Annotated in this window: 18 protein-coding genes; 4 read left to right on the forward strand and 14 right to left on the reverse strand. The window is 67.5% G+C overall.

Annotated elements, in window-relative coordinates:
* Positions 1-44: 44 nt before the first annotated feature.
* The 6 genes from ACQP1O_RS29320 to ACQP1O_RS29345 form a co-directional block, all read right to left on the reverse strand.
* Positions 45-668 (reverse strand): TetR/AcrR family transcriptional regulator, encoded by a 624-nt coding sequence (locus ACQP1O_RS29320; protein ID WP_433561668.1) that lies wholly within the window; start codon positions 666-668, stop codon positions 45-47.
* A 102-nt stretch (positions 669-770) separates the two neighbouring features.
* On the reverse strand, positions 771-2267 hold the full coding sequence (locus tag ACQP1O_RS29325) for a flavin-containing monooxygenase (RefSeq protein ID WP_433561669.1): 1497 nt from the start codon (positions 2265-2267) through the stop codon (positions 771-773).
* Entirely contained in the window at positions 2264-3121 is an 858-nt protein-coding gene (locus ACQP1O_RS29330; RefSeq protein ID WP_433561670.1) for an SDR family NAD(P)-dependent oxidoreductase, read from the reverse strand. Before ACQP1O_RS29330 ends, ACQP1O_RS29325 begins: the two co-directional genes overlap by 4 nt.
* On the reverse strand, positions 3105-4007 hold the full coding sequence (locus ACQP1O_RS29335) for an alpha/beta fold hydrolase (protein ID WP_433561671.1): 903 nt from the start codon (positions 4005-4007) through the stop codon (positions 3105-3107). Before ACQP1O_RS29335 ends, ACQP1O_RS29330 begins: the two co-directional genes overlap by 17 nt.
* A complete protein-coding gene (locus ACQP1O_RS29340) occupies positions 4004-5365 on the reverse strand; it encodes a cytochrome P450 (RefSeq protein ID WP_433561672.1) in 1362 nt (453 codons plus the stop codon). Before ACQP1O_RS29340 ends, ACQP1O_RS29335 begins: the two co-directional genes overlap by 4 nt.
* A 157-nt stretch (positions 5366-5522) precedes the next feature.
* Positions 5523-5807 carry a hypothetical protein gene (locus ACQP1O_RS29345; RefSeq protein WP_433561673.1) on the reverse strand — a complete coding sequence of 95 codons (285 nt, stop codon included), beginning with the start codon at positions 5805-5807 and terminating at the stop codon, positions 5523-5525.
* Positions 5808-6376: 569 nt separating this feature from the next.
* On the opposite strand from ACQP1O_RS29345, the gene ACQP1O_RS29350 reads away from it, so the two are divergent.
* The gene (locus ACQP1O_RS29350) at positions 6377-6652 is read left to right on the forward strand and encodes a hypothetical protein (protein ID WP_433561674.1); all 276 of its coding nucleotides are present in this window, start codon (positions 6377-6379) and stop codon (positions 6650-6652) included.
* 6 nt (positions 6653-6658) lie between these two features.
* On the opposite strand, the gene ACQP1O_RS29355 is transcribed toward ACQP1O_RS29350, so the two are convergent.
* From ACQP1O_RS29355 to ACQP1O_RS29390, 8 genes are all read right to left on the reverse strand, one after another.
* Positions 6659-7738, reverse strand: a complete 1080-nt coding sequence (locus ACQP1O_RS29355) for a calcium:proton antiporter (protein WP_433567832.1) — start codon at positions 7736-7738, stop codon at positions 6659-6661.
* 286 nt (positions 7739-8024) lie between these two features.
* Entirely contained in the window at positions 8025-8909 is an 885-nt protein-coding gene (gene thpD, locus ACQP1O_RS29360) for an ectoine hydroxylase (protein ID WP_433561675.1), read from the reverse strand.
* 9 nt (positions 8910-8918) lie between these two features.
* Entirely contained in the window at positions 8919-9308 is a 390-nt protein-coding gene (locus ACQP1O_RS29365) for an ectoine synthase (protein ID WP_379388996.1), read from the reverse strand.
* 1 nt (position 9309) lies between these two features.
* Entirely contained in the window at positions 9310-10584 is a 1275-nt protein-coding gene (gene ectB, locus ACQP1O_RS29370) for a diaminobutyrate--2-oxoglutarate transaminase (RefSeq protein ID WP_433561676.1), read from the reverse strand.
* On the reverse strand, positions 10581-11117 hold the full coding sequence (gene ectA / locus ACQP1O_RS29375; RefSeq protein ID WP_433567833.1) for a diaminobutyrate acetyltransferase: 537 nt from the start codon (positions 11115-11117) through the stop codon (positions 10581-10583). Before ectA ends, ectB begins: the two co-directional genes overlap by 4 nt.
* A gap of 105 nt (positions 11118-11222) precedes the next feature.
* Positions 11223-11948, reverse strand: coding sequence for a response regulator transcription factor (locus tag ACQP1O_RS29380; protein WP_433567834.1), 726 nt, complete (start codon positions 11946-11948; stop codon positions 11223-11225).
* Positions 11949-12231: 283 nt separating this feature from the next.
* On the reverse strand, positions 12232-12837 hold the full coding sequence (locus ACQP1O_RS29385; protein WP_433561677.1) for a L,D-transpeptidase family protein: 606 nt from the start codon (positions 12835-12837) through the stop codon (positions 12232-12234).
* 192 nt (positions 12838-13029) lie between these two features.
* Positions 13030-13572, reverse strand: a complete 543-nt coding sequence (locus ACQP1O_RS29390) for a YaeQ family protein (RefSeq protein ID WP_433561678.1) — start codon at positions 13570-13572, stop codon at positions 13030-13032.
* A gap of 362 nt (positions 13573-13934) precedes the next feature.
* Here ACQP1O_RS29390 and ACQP1O_RS29395 point away from each other — a divergent pair, with 362 nt between their 5' ends.
* The 3 genes from ACQP1O_RS29395 (at position 13935) to ACQP1O_RS29405 (ending at position 16827) form a co-directional block, all read left to right on the forward strand.
* Entirely contained in the window at positions 13935-14153 is a 219-nt protein-coding gene (locus ACQP1O_RS29395; protein ID WP_433561679.1) for a ferredoxin, read from the forward strand.
* Positions 14150-15541, forward strand: a complete 1392-nt coding sequence (locus ACQP1O_RS29400) for an NAD(P)/FAD-dependent oxidoreductase (protein ID WP_433561680.1) — start codon at positions 14150-14152, stop codon at positions 15539-15541. Before ACQP1O_RS29395 ends, ACQP1O_RS29400 begins: the two co-directional genes overlap by 4 nt.
* A 134-nt stretch (positions 15542-15675) precedes the next feature.
* Positions 15676-16827 carry a cytochrome P450 gene (locus tag ACQP1O_RS29405; protein ID WP_433561681.1) on the forward strand — a complete coding sequence of 384 codons (1152 nt, stop codon included), beginning with the start codon at positions 15676-15678 and terminating at the stop codon, positions 16825-16827.
* The last annotated feature ends 33 nt before the right edge of the window (positions 16828-16860 follow it).

The raw sequence follows: 16860 nt of genomic DNA on the forward strand, positions 1-16860 counted from the left end.
GCACCAAGGAAGACTGACGGGCCCGCCCGACGGGAGACCGACGGCTATCCCTGATACCGCGGCCCGATCAGCGCCAGCGCGGTTTCGACTGCTACATCGATGATTTCGGTTATGTCGCGCCCGTCCTCCACGGTGGAGGCGATGAGCTCCCGGAACCCGCCGTAGAGGATGGTCGCCATCTGCCGCGTCGGCGGATGCAGTCCGGCCGCCTGGAATCCGAATGTGGCGGTGAGGTCCTGGATGAGCGTGATGAACGATTCCGCAGCGTCGCGGTGCAGTTGCCTCGCCCGCTCGCCCAGCGCCGGGGTGTCGCGGATCCAGGCCAGGGTGATGCAGGTGTCGTCACGGGAGGCCCCGATCCACGCCTCGATCGCCTGATGGACCTGAGTATCCCAGGGCGCGGTCGGGTCCACGGCCGCGTAGATCTGCTGGACGGTGTCGTTGTTGCGTTCGGTGAGCATGGCGACGAAGCAGTCCTGCTTGTCGACGAAGTGCTCGTAGAAGGTCCGCCGCGAGGTCCGCGCGAGGCGGACCACATCGGCGACGGTGGTATCCCGATAACCGCGCTCGCGGACCGCGTCGGCCATGGCATCGAGCAGCCGCCGCCGGAACCCGGAGTCGGTGGCGGGTTCGGCGCTGTCGGCGGTGTCGACGCGGGTCACGAGCATCAGCCTAGTTTCTCCGATCTCGGCGAGCATCGCGGCATGTCGGTGTGTTCGCGGCGGCATCACTCACGCCCGGTCAGGCGGCGGTGTCACCTCACACCCCGATCAGGCGGTGACCTGTTCGGGACCGTGTTCGGCCGCGGCGACGGCATGAGCCGGGCGACGGCCGAAGCGGATGGTGCCGTCCTCGATTCGCCCGTGCCGCAGGGTGATCACATCCTGGGCGTAGTTCATGCCCAGCCGCCACGGCGCACGCGATCCGGCCTTGGGGAATCGGTCCATGGACCGCAGCACGTACCCCGCCTGGAAGTCCATCAGCGGCGCGGTGGTCACCGCCGGATCAGGCCACGGCGTCGCCTGGGAATATCCGTGAATATCCATGTGCCGCAACAACCGGCACACGAATTCCGCGACCAGGTCGGCCTTGAGCGTCCAGGACGCGTTGGTGTACCCGATGGTGAAGGCGAAGTTGGGCACGCCGCTGAGCATCATGCCCTTGTAGGCCATGGTGTCCGGCGGCTGGATCTCGTGCCCGTCGACGGTGAGCCCGATACCGCCGAGGGCCAGCAGGTCCAGCCCGGTGGCGGTCACCACGATGTCGGCGGACAGTTCCGCGCCGGATTCCAGCTTCACCCCGTCCGCGGTGAACCGCTCGATGCGATCGGTCACCACCGACGCCCGCCCGCCCCGGATGGCCCGGAACAGGTCCCCGTCCGGGACCAGGCACAGCCGCTGATCCCACGGGTTGTAGGCCGGGTTGAAATGTGTGTCGACGTCGTAGCCCTCGGGCAACTGCTTGATGGTCAGGTCCCGGAAGAACTTGCGCATCATCTGCGGCCGCCGCTGGCTGAGCTGATAGATCAGCGTGCCGAGGGCGACGTTCTTCCACCGGGTGATGGCGTAGGCCCGCCGCGTCCCGAACCACCCGCGCAGCTTGGTGGCGATGGCGTCCACGCTGGGCGCGGACATGATGTAGGTCGGCGACCGCTGCAACATGGTCACGTGCCCCGCGTTCTCGGCCATGGCCGGCACCAGCGTGACCGCGGTCGCCCCGCTGCCGATCACCACGACACGCTTTCCGGCGTAATCGAGTTCGGCGGGCCAGTGCTGCGGGTGCACGATCTGCCCGCGGAAGTCGTCGATGCCGGCGAACTCGGGGGTGTAGCCCTCGTCGTAGCGGTAGTAGCCGCTGCACAGGTAGAGGAACTCGCAGGTGATGGTCGAGGTCATCCCGTCGTGCTCGAACCCGACGGTCCAGCGCGCCTCCTCCGACGACCAGGAGGCCCCGGTCACCCGGTGCCCGTAGCGAATTCGCCGATCGATCCCCGCGTCGGCGGCCGTCTCGCGAATGTAGCCGAGAATGGCGGGCCCGTCCGCGATGGCCTCCGCTGCCACCCACGGCCGGAACCGGTACCCGAGAGTGTGCATATCCGAGTCCGACCGCACCCCGGGATACCGGAACAGATCCCAGGTCCCGCCCATGGCCTCGCGCGCCTCGAGAATGGCGTAGCTGCGTCCCGGGAATGCGTCCTGGAGATGATGTGCCGCCCCGATGCCGGACAGCCCGGCCCCGACGATCAGCACGTCCACGTGTTCGGTCATTGCTTCGCTCCCTTCGCGGCCCGGGCGCGCACCAGGCCCATCACGACCGACAGCACGTCGAAGTAGTGCGTCGGGGTCACCCGCGCCAGCGTGTCGAACAGGTACGCGTCGGGTCCGACGAGAACGCGCGCCTTGCCGCGTTCGACTCCGCGGCAGATGATTTCGGCCGCCTGCTCCGGCGTGGTCATCGTCATGGCCTCGAATTCGGCGGCCATCTGCTCGTGGGTGCGGCCCTTGCCCTCGGGATCCTTGCGCACCCGGCCGTTACGGGCGATATTGGTCCGGATGCCACCGGGATGCACGGTCACCGCCGAGACGCCCGTGCCCCGAAGTTCCTGCCGCAGTGCGTCGGTGAACCCGCGCACCGCGAATTTTGCTGCGCAGTAAGCACTCTGATACGGCATCCCCGCCAGACCGTACACGCTGGAGGTGTTGACGATGGCGCCGCTGCCCTGCTCGACCAGGATCGGCAGGAACGCGCGCGTCCCGTTCACCACCCCGTCGAAGTTGATCTGCCGCAACCATTCGTCGTCCGCGGGCACGCTGTCGAGCACCGAGGAGGACACCGCCACCCCGGCATTGTTGAACACCGCAGCCAGGGGCGCGGGCAGCCATTCGCGCACCTCGTCGGCGAAGGCCAGCTGATCGGCCGCATCCCGGACATCCAGCACGCGGGTCAGCACCGGCCCACTGAGGGAGGCCGCCGTCTGCTTCAGTCCCTCGGCGTCGATATCCGCGATGGCCACCGGCGACCCACGGCGAGACAGCAATTGGGCCAGTCCCCGCCCGATTCCGGAGGCCGCACCGGTGATCATGACCGGGTGGCCGGACAGGGGCCTAGAGGTTCGGGGCATCGGAACTCCTGGATTCGGCGGTGCGGACGTGCGAGTCGATGAGGTCGGCGAAGGTGGGCCAGAGTGCGGCGGGCAGATCGTGGCCCATGCCGGAGAAGGTGTGCAGGCGCGCGCCGGGGATCGCCGCGGCGGTGACCTTGCCGCCCGTCGGATTCACCATGCGGTCGCGGTCGCCGTGCAGGACGAGGGTCGGCGCGGTGATCGTCCGTACCTCCGCGGTCCGATCGCCCGACTTCATGATTCCGGCGAGCTGGCGTCCCACACCCGCCGCCGGGCGCGGATCGCGGTCCCAGGTGGTCCCGGCGGTCGCGCGAATCCTGGCCTCGTCGAGCGGATATCCCGCCGAGCCGATGTGCCGGTACATGCCGACCGCGCGGTCCAGGTGCTCCTCGCGGGTACCCGCCGGCTTGCGGAACATGCGCGCCCAGGTGGACAGCGCGGGCCGCCCGACCCGCGCCGCACCGGTGGTCGAGAAGATCGACGTCAGCGAGGACACCCGACCCGGATATCGGGCCGCGACGGTCTGCGCGATCATCCCGCCCATCGACATGCCGACCACATGCGCGGACCGCCAGCCGAGGGTGTCGAGCAGCCCGACGGTGTCGACGGCCATGTCACCGAGATCGTATTGCTGTGGGTCCCAGCGCTTGCGGGCCATCGCCAGCCCACCCGGCGGCCGGAACCCGGCGTGCGTGGAGGTCCCGACATCGCGATTGTCGAACCGCACCACGTCGTATCCGCGCACCACCAGCTGTGCGATCAGTCCGTCGTGCCATTCGTGTTTCTGTTGCCCGAGCCCGGCGATCAGCAGCAGCGGCACACCCGATCCCTGCCGCTCGTAGGTGAGGGTGATCCCCCGCCCGACCTCGGCCACCCGCTCGCTCATGCGGTCACCTCGGCGCCACGCTCCACACCGCTTTCGGCGGCCTCCGCCACCGGGGGCCGCGGCGCCCGCCGATACACGACGGCCCGCCCCTTCTTCGCCGGAACCAGTGCGACCCCCCGGAAGTGCGCGCGCTCATCGGGCGCGTCGGTGGTCTCCAGTGTGAAGTCCCGCAGCAGTACCCGCAGCACCACATTCATCTCCATGGTCGCGAACGCCGCCCCGATGCACCGGCGCGCGCCGCCGCCGAACGGAATCCAGCTGAAGGTCCCCGGCCGGGCTCCCACGAACCGATCCGGATCGAAATCCCGTGGGTTGGTGAACAATTCGGGATTGTCGTGCATGAGCCGGACGCTGACCATCACATGCTGCCCGCGCGCCAGCGTCCACCGGCCCAATTGCAGCGAGTCCGTCCGCACCTTGCGCAGGGTGGCGTCGATGACCGGCCGTACCCGCTGGGTCTCCAGCAGTGTCGCCTCGCGCAGCGCGGACCCGCCCGCGTCGTTCTCCTCGACCAGGCGGCGCAGGATGTCCGGATGCCGCCGCAGCCGTTCGACGGTCCAGGCCAGCGAGGTGGCGGTGGTCTCGTGCCCGGCGGTGAGCAGGGTCAGCAGTTCGTCGGCGATCTCGCTGTGTGTCATGGCCGAGCCGTCGTCGTAGCGGGCCTGCAGCAGCATGGCCAGCACGTCGTCGCGCTCGCTCAGCTGCGGATCGGCGGCCGCGCGCCGGATGAGTCGTCCGACGATCTCGTCGTACTGTGCGCGGTAGGCGGCGAACCGGGCCCACGGCCCGAAGCGCCCGAACAGCCTGCGCGGCACCGGAAGTGCAGCCAGCGCCGACCCGACCAGCACCAGTTTCGGGAGCAGCGCCCGCAGCTGGTCGAATTCCGCGCCTTCCGCGCCGAAGACCGCGCGCAGGATCACGTTCAGGGTGATCCGCATCATCGAGTCCATGGTCGCGAACTCGCGGCCCGACGGCCAGCCGGCCATCTCGCGGACGGCCTCCTCCTCGATGAGCGATTCGTAGACCGCCAGCCGCCGCCCGTGGAACGGCGGGGTGAGCAGCTTGCGCTCCTTGCGGTGCTCCTCCCCCCGCAGCGCGAAAAGCGAACCGGGGCCGAGGAATTGGCCGAGGTTGGCGTCGATGTTGTCCACCAGATCGGTGTGCGTGGTGAACAGCGCCTTGACCTCGGCCGGTTCCGACAGCACGAGCGTGGGCCCGAAGCGGGGCATCGCGACCATGAACGCCGATCCGTAACGCTGATGCAGGCGACGCCAGGCCCGGGTGCGCCCGGCCAGGATCTCGATGCCCTGCACGAAGGCCGGCGTGGTTGGTCCGTCGGGCAGTGTCACTGTGGTCATGCGCCATCTCCCAGCCTGGTACATCTGCGTACCACCAGCACGGTACGCGCCTGTACCGACTGTGGCAAGGGTCACGTTCCGGACGCGCGAGGGCCATGTGGCAGCCCTCGGCGAGTCCGGTCGGCGCAACGACCGGAACGCTGCCCGCAGCGGATGACTACCGCGCCGACCGCAACGGGTGAGCGGGATCGAAGATCGAGATCGGCGGGCCCTCCCCCGCCGGATGCACCTGGAGCTTGCCGGTGTCGTCGATGAGGATGCGCCGCCCCGGATATGTCCGCCGAGCGATCTCCACGTCACGCTCATCGAACTGGTCGCAGCCGGTGAAAACCAGTACGCCGTAATGCAATTCGGTGGCGTACACACTGGCCGGCCAACGATGTAGCCAGACGTCGAGATCGAAGAGGTCATCGGGTTTGGGCAGGTCAGTGCCGACCGTCATGCGGGCATAGTAGGCCCGCCCACCCGAGTTCCGCACGCACACATCGGCGAGTCGCCGCAGGGATCGCGTCGATGTTGCGCCGCGGGTTCGGATCCGGACTTCACTGTCGTCACTCCCCGACGGCGAGACACGGGAGGTCTCATGGCGGAGACCGGTCTCGGTCCTGCGCGAACGATGCCGTCGAGCGTTTCCTGCGCGACGGCACGCGTCCGGATCTCCGCCACCCGATCCGGATTCCCCTCGGCCGCCGCCCACCGCGCGAAGTCCGGGAACCGATCCTCCGCCCCCACGGCAGAATTCCCAGCCAGGTCCGCTCGACCCGCTCGGGATCCGGATCATCGTTGCTGTCCATGAAACGCCAGTGTTGCGCAATTGAACATAATCGACAGGGTTCGATAGGCTCGGGGTTTGGCGTGCGGGCCGATCGAGCCGAGGGTGATGCGATGAGGCAAGCGTTCGATGCTTGGAAGCGGGCGGTGACCCGGGGGGCCAGTACCCGGGCCATCGCGGAGCACCTGGACAGCAATGGGCCCAGGATCAAGCGGCATTTGGAGGAGTCGGATCCGCCGGTGGCGGACACGGTGATCGAGCTGGCGCGGGCCTACGGGGTGAATCCGGTGGAGGGGTTGATCGCTGCCGGGCTGATCACGCGCAGCGATGTCGATCATGCTGCAACGAAGGACGCGCTTGCCGAGGTGCCCATGTTGCAGTTACTGGAGGAGGCCGTGGAGCGGGAGCGGCGGGCCGTGCGGCGGCGAGCGCCCGAGAGTGAGCAGGCGGCGGACAGTGAGGAGCGCCGGAGCCGGCGGTTCCGGCGCAAGGTCGGCGAAGAATCGGCGGAGTAGGCGTTCCTACGGCGCGACCGCGAGAAAACCGAACGCCGCGAAGAGTGAGAGGTGGACCGTGCCCTGCAGCAGGGTGGCGCGGCCGGGCACCACGGTGAGCATGCCGACGACCACTGTTATTGCCAGCAGCACCATTTCGGTCGCGCCCAGGCCGAGCAGCAGCGGGGTGTCCAGCCAGATCGAGGCGACCGCGATGGCCGGAATCGTGAGGCCGATGCTGGCCATGGCCGAGCCCAGCGCCAGGTTCAGACCGACCTGAACCCGTCCGCCCCGCGCGGCACGCACAGCGGCCAACGCCTCGGGCAGCAGGACCAGCAGCGCGATCACCACGCCGACCGCCGAACGCGGCAGACCCGCTGCGTCGACACCGGATTCGATGGCCGGGGACACCGCCTTCGCCAGACCGACCACGCCGACCAGGGCGGCGATCAGCAGCCCACCGCTGATCCACGCGCGGCGCGCGCTCGGCCGCTCCGCGTGCTCGTTCTCGTCGTCCGTCCCGGGCTCCACCGGGAGGAAATCCTCCCTGTGCCGCACGGTCTGCATGGCGATGAAGCAGCCGTAGAGCACCAGTGAGGCGACGGCCGCGAAGGCCAGCTGGGCGGGCGAGAAGTGCGGCCCGGGTTCGCTGGTCGTGAACGTCGGCAACACCAGGCTCAGCGTGGCCAGGGTCGCCACCGTGGCCAGCGCCGCACCCGTGCCCTCCGCATTGAAGACCGCGACCCGCCGCCGCAGCGCCCCCACCAGCAACGCCATCCCGAAGATGCCATTGCAGGTGATCATGACCGCTGCGAACACGGTGTCGCGGGCCAGCGGCGCGGCTTTGTCCCCGGCCGAAACCATCAGCGTCAGAATGAGTCCGACCTCGATGACGGTCACCGCGATGGCCAGTACCAGCGCGCCGAACGGCTCGCCGACGCGATGCGCGACAACCTCGGCGTGATGCACCGCGGCCAGTACCGCCGCCAGCAGGAGAGCGAATATCGGGATGTCGGCCAGCAGCGACAATTCCCGGCCCCACACCACGGCGAGCATCACCACCGCGAGCAGGGGAACGACTACGGTCCAGCGAATCTTGTCCAGCAGCAAAGGTTCCTCAGTGGTCACGGGACTCGACGAACGCGGAAATCCCTCGGACGCAGCCGAATTGATCGGGCACGCGCCGGTCGCCCGGCACGTGCCCGATGTTCGACCCACGTCAGACCATAGAGGCATGATGCAACGTTCAACAATCACGATGAACCATTGTCGTTCCATCGAGAGTGGTCAACTCGCAGATATCACCAGCTCAGACCACACATCCGAGAGATTTGTGATAGCACCCACATGGAACGAGATCGGCATACGAGACGAAACCTCGACAACTCCCCGATCACACCAGGGGCGTGAAGTCCCGGCTCGCGAGGTACTCCGGCCGCGGATGCGGCGCGGCATAGGGGTCGAGCAGCGTGTTCTCGACACTGTTGAACACCAGGAACAGATTCGAGCGCGGGAACGGCGTGATATTGCCCGCCGACCCGTGCATGAGATTGGAGTCGAACAGCAGCGCCGATCCCGCCGGCCCGGTGAACTGCGTAATGCCGTGCTTCCCGGCCAGATCCGTGATGGCCGCCTGCGACGGGACGCCGATCTCCTGACCGCGCAGGGAAACCCGGTGATGATCGGCCGGCGTCTCGCCCTGGCAGGGGACGAAGGTGCGATGCGAGCCCGGCATGACCATGAGGCTGCCGTTGAACGGGTAGTTGTCCGACAGCGCGATGGACAGGCTCACCGCCCGCGGCGTCGGCATGCCGTCCTCGGCGTGCCAGGTCTCGAAGTCGGAGTGCCAGTAGAAGCCGGTGCCGGTGAACCCGGGCATGTAGTTCACCCGGGTCTGATGCAGATAGACCTCGGAGCCGAGAATCTCGCGCGCCAGACCGGCAATCCGGTCCTCGCGCACCAGATCCGCGATCATGGCGCTGAGCCGGTGCACCTCGAACAGGGAGCGCACCCGGTGCGACTCGCGCTCGATGATCACGCGCTCGTCCAGCACGAGGTCGGGATCGCTGGTCAGCCGCTGGATTTCGGCCGCCACCTCACCGACCTCGTACGGATCGAGCAGGCTGTCGATCACGGCGTAGCCGTTGTCGTCGAAATCGGCGAGGGCATGGCTGCCGATCTCACCCCAGACCGTCGGGTCGTCGCGGTCGATCGGCGGGGTTCCCACCACCGTGCGGGTGCGATAGCGATCGATTCTTCCGTTGTCGGACACAGTCATTCGCAACTCCTAGTCGACGGCGACGAGCGGGTACACACCGTGCTCGTCGTGCACCTCCTGCCCGGTCACCGGCGGATTGAACACGCAGAGCATGCGCATCCGGGTGCGGGCGAAGAGGCGGTGCCGTTCATGGCCGTTCAGCAGGTACATCGAGCCGGGGCCCAGCTCGTAGGTGGTGCCGTGGTCGAGATCGACCAGGGTGCCCTCGCCCTCGACCAGCCAGACGGCCTCGATGTGGTGCTGGTAATGGAATTCGTGGACGGTCTCGGCGTCGATGGTGGTCTCGTGGAACGAGAAACCGACCCGGTCGCCACCGAGCACGATGCGCTTGCTGCGCCAGCCCGGGCCCGCGACATCCCGATCGGTGCCGGTGATCTCGGCGGTGGTACGCACGATCATCTCAGCGCCCCCGCCCGCCGCAGACGGCATCCAGTGAGGCGGCCAGCAGCTCCAGGCCGTGATCGAGCTCGGAGTCGGTAATGGTCAGCGGCGGAAGCAGTTTCACCACCTCGTCCTCGGGACCGGAGGTCTCCACCAGCAGCCCGCGCTGGAAGGCGGCGGCACACACCTTCTCGGCCCGGGAGGCGTCGTCGAAGACCAGGCCGTGCACCAGACCACGCCCGCGCGCACCGACACCGTCGAAGGCCACGGACATGCCCGTCAGGGCACGGTCGATACGCTCACCCTTGGCCCGAGTGGCGGCCTCCAGGGCGTCGTCGGCCCAGTAATGCTCCAGTGCCGCACGGGCGGTGACGAAGGCCGGGTTGTTGCCGCGGAAGGTGCCGTTGTGCTCGCCCGGCTTCCACAGGTCCAGTTCCGGCTTGAACAGCACCAGCGCCATGGGCAGGCCGTAGCCGCCGATGGACTTGGACAGCGTGACGATATCCGGTGTGATACCGGCCATTTCGAAGGAGAAGAACGGTCCGGTGCGGCCGCAGCCCATCTGCACGTCGTCGACGATCAGCAGAATCTCACGGGCGGAACACAATCCGGCCAGCTTGCGCAGCCACTGCACGCTCGCGAGATTGACTCCGCCCTCACCCTGGACGGTTTCGACGATCACGGCGGCCGGGCTGTCCAGGCCGGAGGAGGCATCGTCGAGGACGCGCTCCATCCATTCGAACGAATCATCGTCTGTGCCCGATAGATACCCGTCGAAGGGCATCGAGGTGGCGTGCTGCAGCGGCACACCCGCACCCGCCCGCTTGGCGGCATTGCCGGTGACCGACAGGGCGCCCAGCGTCATACCGTGAAAAGCGTTGGTGAAGTTGAGGATCTCGGTGCGCCCGGTCGCCTTGCGAGCCAGTTTGAGCGCCGCCTCCACCGCGTTCGCGCCGGTGGGTCCGGGGAACTGCACCTTGTAGTCCAGGCCGCGCGGCTTCAGGATCCGGTCGCGCAGCGACTGCAGCAGATCTCGCTTGGCGACGGTGGACATGTCGAGCCCGTGGGTGAGGCCGTCGCTCGCGATGTACTCGAGCAGTGACTGCTTCAGCACGGGGTTGTTGTGGCCGTAGTTGAGCGCGCCCGCGCCGGCGAAGAAATCCAGGTACTCGCGGCCGGACTCGTCGCGGAGCCAGGCGCCGGACGCGGTGTCGAAGACCGTCGGCCAGGAACGGCAGTAGCCGCGCACATTCGACTCGAGATCCGCGAAAACCGTCATATCGGGGCTAGTCATCGCCATTCCTCCTGAGTGGTGACCGGTGCGATGCGGTAGAGGTCCTCGGGCTGATGCCCGCCGGGAAACTGATCCGCCGTGAACAACGTGGTGCGGGTCAGGGCCGCGCCACGGCGGCGGGCCAGCGAGGCGAACATGGCGACCGAGGCCGGATTGTCGGGGGCAATGGTGGTCTCGAGCTGCGTGACTCCGCGCGCCGCGGCACTTTCCAGCAGCGCGTCGAGCATGTCGACGCCCAGGCCGTGCCCACGATGGGGCTGGTCGACCGCCACCTGCCAGACGAACAGGATGTGCGGCCACGCGGGCCTGGTGTAGCCGATGACGAATCCGGCTATCTCGCCGTCTATTTCAGCGACGATCGAGGTATCCGGGAAATCCCGGCACCACAGCAGATAGGCATAGCTGGAGTTGGTGTCGAGGACCCGGGAGTCCTCGGCAATGCGCCACATTCGTGCGCCGTCGGCGAGCACGGGCTCCCGGAGCTGGATGGTTTGCTGGGATATCGCGTCAAATTTGCTGATTTGGATCTGCATGACCACTTCAGCCTGACGGTGAAGTTTTGAGGTCTTCCATGCGAACTCATTGCGATCTCGTGACGATCCCATGACTTCGCGGTCCACGCACACCCGCGAATACGCCTATCGCGGCATATCGAGGCGATATCCGAGGCCACGCACGGTCACCACGATGCGCGGCTCCGACGGGTCCGTCTCGATCTTCGTGCGCAGCCGGCGGACGTGGACGTCGACCAGCCGCTCGTCACCGAAGAAGCCTTCGTCCCAGGCTCGTTCGAGCAGCAGGGTGCGGCTGAGCACCCGGCCGGGATTCGCCGCGAGTTCACACAGCAATCGAAACTCGGTGATGGTCAACGGAATCTGCTCCTCGCCCCGGCGCACCACGCCGCCATCGGGCGAAAGCACCAGCGGCGCATCATCATCGGCGTCCAGGACGATCTCCACCGGTGGCTCGGCCGCCGGATCCTCCGGCAGCCCGCCCAGGTGCGGCCGCCGCCGCAGCGCCCGCATGCGCGCGCTGATCTCCTTGAGCTCGAACGGCTTGGTCACGAAGTCATCGGCCCCCGCCTCCAGCGCCGCGACCACATCATGGGTGTCCGCGCTCGCGCTGACCACCATGATCGGCACCTCGTGCGCGCGCCGCACCTCGCGAATACAAGTGAAGGCATCCATCTCGCCCACCAGCAGGTCCACGATCATCACATCCGGGGCGCCGTGATTGCGCAGTCTTTCCAGGGCTGCCTCGGCCGCGCCTGCCTCGGCGACCTCGTAGCCCTCCCCTTCCATCGCCGCCCGCAGGGCGCTGCGGACCCGGTAGTCGTCCCCCACGATCATCAGGCTCGCGCCCATCATCCATATCCTTTCGTCCGAAGGACGCCGCGAACACGTCCAGCGGACAATCACCGAGCTGCGGTGATCGCGTTCGACAAGGTCGAATACCCGAACCTTAGTTGAACGAAACATCCGGCCATCCCAGGTATGCGAGCCGATAGCTGATGCACATCACTCCGATTGCTACCGGTCAGGCGGGGAAATACCGAATAGCACCGCTGGGCGTCGGCGTTTGCGCATGTCAAAGCCACTTCGGTCGCATTTGCGACATTGTGAGAACCTGCACAGAGGTTTCGCCGAATCAGGAGTTCGCCGGGCGATCCTGGACCTCGATGTCGATGACCGGGCCCTGGACGGGGTCCAGCCAGCGCATCACGCGGTCCAGATCCGCGCCCGGAAGCGCTACGCAGCCCGCGGTCGGGGTGCCGTCACCGACATGGAGGAAATAGGCCGAACCCGCGCCGGGGACGACCGGAGAGCGGTTGTAGTCGATGACCACGGCGTGATCGTAGGCGGGACCGGCCGCACCCAGGTCCTCACCGGCGGATTCATCGAACGGGCAAGTACCGGGGGCGCAGCTGTGGTGGGTGTTGTAGAACGGCGATCTGGTGTCGGAGACCCACCAATCCGATGTTGTCACTCGGCGATACGGGAGCCTGGTGCCGTTGTTGGGAGAGATGCCGAAAGCCTCTGTCAGCGTCCAGATTCCGGCCGGGGATCGGGTGGCCGATTCGCTGGTGGGGCCGATGCCTTGTGCGCCTACGTCGGCGTGCAGGGGGCCGATCGCTCGAACCCATTGTGTGCCATCGCGATCCCAGGCGGTGAGGGTTGCCGTGGTGGCGGTGGGGGAATCGGCGGTGACGGTGATGAGCTGATCGGCCGGACCGGTGTACGTGGGCTGTTCCACCGGAGGCTCCGAGCGCTCTCGAGCGCAGCCGGCCGCGACCAGGGCTATGACGGCCAGGGCTGCGATCGCTGGGCGGGGGCGGGTTCGACGCATCGTGGTTGCCAGTTTGCCCGAGGTGGCGCCCCGGGTCTCACGAAACCCGGGGTGGAATTCGGGTCGCGCGGCCTCTGCTGGAGGTGGGTCTGGAGGGGGTTAGGCGAGGGAGTGTTCTTCGATGGGGGTCGAGAGGGAGGTGCCGTTCAGGTCCAGGTAGAGGTGGCGGTCGGTGATCGAGAGGGCGAGGGTGTTGCGGCGGTCGAGGAGGGCGTTGGCGGCATCGATGAAGGGGCGATCGAAGGCGTAGAGGGGTATCTGGTCGGCCTGGTGGATGCGTTTGCCGGCGAATTGGGCGAGGACCTTGGCGGGGTCTCGGTGGGTGTAGATGGCTACGCGGTCGGCCAGTTTGCTGGCGCGGTGGATGCGGGCGGCGTCCGGGGCGCCCACATCGATCCAGGTGGTGAGGCGGCCGGTGAGGTCGCGGATGAGGACCGGCGGCTCGTCGGTGGAAGACACCCCACCATCACTGAACGCGATGCCCTCTCCATACTCCAAGCAGTAGGCCAGGATCCGAGTCAACATGTACTCGCCGGTCTCGGAGGGATGCCGCGCAACCCGCAACTCCAACTCCTCGTAGACCCCCCGATCCACATCAGCCAACTGCACATTCACGTTGTAGAGAGTCGCGTTCAGGGCCATAGTCCCTGCAGCCTAGAGCCCACCCCACCCCCAGCCGGCAACCGGTTCGGATTCCACCGCGGATCCGATCCTGCCCGCCTTCACGCAGTGCGAACCGGGCGGAATCCAGCCGCGTGGCGCTGGTCCAGTGCCTTTACTGATGGGAGGCTGAAGATGGCGGGTGGTCGTCGGCCGGCAAATGACAAGACCTCGGCATCGGGTGCTCCGAATTCTTTGTGAGGTGCCCACCCGGCACTGGTACTTCGGGGCCGTGACCGTCTTCTCGATGTTCACGTCAACCGTTGCGGAGGCAGGCGTTTTTCTCGCCCGCGGCGGTTTCGCGGAGGCCATATCGGGACATGGTTGGGACGAGGAGCTGAAGGATGCGCATCGTCGTTGATCTGAATCGGTGTCAGGGGTATGCGCAGTGTGTTCCGCTGGCGCCGGATGTGCTCAGGCTGATGGGTGAGGAGGCGCTGGCATACGACCCCAACCCCGATGACGTGCAGCGCCAGCGGGTGCTACGCGCGGCGGCGGCGTGCCCGGTGCAGGCCATCCTGGTGGGGAACTACACCCCCGAAGGGCCGGAGCAGGCGACATGAGCACCGCGCCGCTGGTCGCGGACCTGGTCGAGAGGTTTCGGGCAGAGGGCCGCATCGTGATCGTGGGGGCGTCGCTGGCCGGGTTGCGCGCCGCGGAGGCTTTGCGGGAGAAGGGTTTCCGCGGACCTTTGACCCTCATCGGTGATGAACCGCACCAGCCCTACGACCGGCCCCCGCTGTCCAAGCAAGTCCTCGAGGGATGGGTCCGGGCCGATCACACCAAGCTTCCCCGTACGCGGGCCATCGACGCGGAGTGGCGGCTGGGTGTGGCGGCGACCGGTTTGGACCGGGCGAACAGACAGGTCTTGCTGGCCACCGGGGACACGGTGCCCTACGACCGGCTACTCATCGCCACCGGTGTCCGGGCACGGCCATGGTTCAACCCGGCAGAGGGCGCCCTGCAGGGAGTGTTCACGCTACGCACCTGCGATGACGCGGCCCGGCTGGGAGCGGCATTGCATTCGAGCCCGAAGCGGGTTCTCGTCGTCGGCTCGGGGTTCGTCGGCTCCGAGATTGCCTCGGTGTGCCGCGAGCTGGGGCTGCCGGTGACCGTCGCCGAGCGCGGCGGCGGTCCGCTGGTGGGGCCGCTGGGCGGGGTGATCGGCGACATCGCCGCGCGCATGCAGCGTGACGCCGGTGTCGACTTGCGCACCGGAGTGTCGGTGGAAGCGCTCGACGGCGACGCCGGCGGGCATGTGCGCCGGGCCCGGCTGTCGGACGGGACCGTGCTGGATGTCGATGTGGTGGTGGCGTCGTTGGGGTCGATCCGCAATGTCGAATGGCTGGCAGGTGCCGGGCTGGCCACCGGTTTCTGGGGAGTCGGTTGCGATGCGGGCTGTCGCGCGTTCGATATCAACGCGGTCGTAACCGACAACATCTTCGTGGCCGGCGACGTCGCGCGTCAGCCACACGTGCTGTACGAGTATCAGTTCATTTCGATGGAACATTGGGACAACGCCGTGTGCGGAGCACAGGTCGCCGCGAACAACATGATCAGCGTGGAGACCGAGCGGCGACCGCATTTGCCGCTGCCGTCGTTCTGGTCGGGCCAATTCGGGGTGAACATCAAGGGTGTGGGGGTGTGCTCGTTCGGCGATGAGATCGCGTTCACCCAGGGTTCCCCCGAGAACTATCGTTTCGCCGCGGCCTACGGCCACCGCGGCCGCATCGTCGGCGCGGTGACGTTCAACCACGGCAAGTGGCTGCCGTACTACGCGGCAATGATCGAGCGCTCGGCGCCGTTCCCGCCGCCACCGCCGGGCTACGACCGAGCCCCCGACCCGGCACCGATGCCGGCCCGCTTCCCCGACCCGCGCGTGCCGACCGAGATTCCCGACGTGGTGCTGACCGGCCACGACCCCACCTCACGGGCCGCCGAGTTCCATTGAACAAGGGAGCCAGCATGACTGCGGCAACCGCCTGGGCAGAGGCGATGAAATACGAACACCGCGCCGACCCGTACCCGTTCTTCGACCAACTGCGCCGAACCCCGGTCGCGCGGGTAGCCGACAACCTGTACGTGGTGACGGGCTACCAGGAACTGCTGACGCTGGCGCATGACCCCCGGATCAGCTCCGACATCAGCCGCAGCCCCCTGGGCGCTGCCCTGGCCGCGGGCGCCGGCCCGGAACCCGGTGCCGAGGACATGCAGGCCTACGGTCGCCGGCCGAGCATCATCATGTCCGATCCCCCCGAGCACGATCGGGCGCGTCGGCAGGTGATGCGCCACTTCGGCCCACCGCATGCGCCGGATGTCATCCCCGGCATGGAACCGAGCATCGTCGCACTGTGCAACCAACTGCTCGACGGCGTCGAGGCCAGTGGCAAGACCAGGTTGGACGTGGTCGACGACTACGCCTATCCGGTGCCGGTGATGGTGATTTGCAAGATCCTCGGAGTCCCGCTCGCAGATGAGCCAAGGTTCCATGCCTGGATCTACGACATGTTGACCGGCACGGATCTGGGCCCGGACGCGACCACCGAGGAGGGCAAGGCCCGCACCGAGAAGGCCCGCGCCAGCCGTGACGCACTCCGACGATATCTGGCCGACTTGATCGACCAGCTCCAACACGAGCCCCGACAGGGCTTGCTGTCGAAATTGATTCACGACGACGGCCCCGATGGTCCGATGCCTCCCGAACAGGCGTTGTCCAATGCGATGCTGCTGCTTGTCGCCGGTCACGACTCGACGGTCAACACCATTTCCAACTGTGTGATGACGCTGCTGCGCAACCCCGGGTGCTACGACCACGTGCGCAGCCGGCCGCAGCTGCTTCCTCGCGCGATCGAAGAGGTCCAGCGGCTGCAGGCGGCAGTGCAGTTCTTTCCCAGCCGCAGCGCCACCGCCGATATCGACATCGCCGGCACCGTCATCCCGAAAGGGGCAGCGGTGCACCTGGTCTACGCCGCCGCCAACCGCGACCCGAACCGATTCGCCAACCCGAACCGCTTCGACATCCAACGCCCCGACAACGAACACTTCGGCTGGGGCAGTGGCATCCACACCTGCCTCGGCGGACCACTCGCACGACTGGAAGTCAACCTGGCGCTGGAAACCTTCCTACGCCGCGTTGCCACACCCCGCCTGGCCGTCGACCCGCCACCCTATCGGCGCAGCCAAATCTTCCGTGGCCCCCGGCACCTGATCATCGACTTCGACGTCATCACAGACTGAACAGCACACAACCCACTACCATCAGCGCCGAAT

Origin of the sequence: Nocardia sp. CA-151230, from assembly GCF_050942175.1 — a bacterium.
Taxonomy (GTDB): domain Bacteria; phylum Actinomycetota; class Actinomycetes; order Mycobacteriales; family Mycobacteriaceae; genus Nocardia.

What these genes read in the sequence shown, in the direction of transcription:
- ACQP1O_RS29320 (WP_433561668.1), bottom strand. Translation starts at nt 668, where the DNA reads ATGCTCGTGACCCGCGTCGACACCGCCGACAGCGCCGAACCCGCCACC.
- ACQP1O_RS29325 (WP_433561669.1), bottom strand. Translation starts at nt 2,267, where the DNA reads ATGACCGAACACGTGGACGTGCTGATCGTCGGGGCCGGGCTGTCCGGC.
- ACQP1O_RS29330 (WP_433561670.1), bottom strand. Translation starts at nt 3,121, where the DNA reads ATGCCCCGAACCTCTAGGCCCCTGTCCGGCCACCCGGTCATGATCACC.
- ACQP1O_RS29335 (WP_433561671.1), bottom strand. Translation starts at nt 4,007, where the DNA reads ATGAGCGAGCGGGTGGCCGAGGTCGGGCGGGGGATCACCCTCACCTAC.
- ACQP1O_RS29340 (WP_433561672.1), bottom strand. Translation starts at nt 5,365, where the DNA reads ATGACCACAGTGACACTGCCCGACGGACCAACCACGCCGGCCTTCGTG.
- ACQP1O_RS29345 (WP_433561673.1), bottom strand. Translation starts at nt 5,807, where the DNA reads ATGACGGTCGGCACTGACCTGCCCAAACCCGATGACCTCTTCGATCTC.
- thpD (WP_433561675.1), bottom strand. Translation starts at nt 8,909, where the DNA reads ATGACTGTGTCCGACAACGGAAGAATCGATCGCTATCGCACCCGCACG.
- ACQP1O_RS29365 (WP_379388996.1), bottom strand. Translation starts at nt 9,308, where the DNA reads ATGATCGTGCGTACCACCGCCGAGATCACCGGCACCGATCGGGATGTC.
- ectB (WP_433561676.1), bottom strand. Translation starts at nt 10,584, where the DNA reads ATGACTAGCCCCGATATGACGGTTTTCGCGGATCTCGAGTCGAATGTG.
- ectA (WP_433567833.1), bottom strand. Translation starts at nt 11,117, where the DNA reads ATGCAGATCCAAATCAGCAAATTTGACGCGATATCCCAGCAAACCATC.
- ACQP1O_RS29380 (WP_433567834.1), bottom strand. Translation starts at nt 11,948, where the DNA reads ATGGGCGCGAGCCTGATGATCGTGGGGGACGACTACCGGGTCCGCAGC.
- ACQP1O_RS29390 (WP_433561678.1), bottom strand. Translation starts at nt 13,572, where the DNA reads ATGGCCCTGAACGCGACTCTCTACAACGTGAATGTGCAGTTGGCTGAT.
- ACQP1O_RS29395 (WP_433561679.1), top strand. Translation starts at nt 13,935, where the DNA reads ATGCGCATCGTCGTTGATCTGAATCGGTGTCAGGGGTATGCGCAGTGT.
- ACQP1O_RS29400 (WP_433561680.1), top strand. Translation starts at nt 14,150, where the DNA reads ATGAGCACCGCGCCGCTGGTCGCGGACCTGGTCGAGAGGTTTCGGGCA.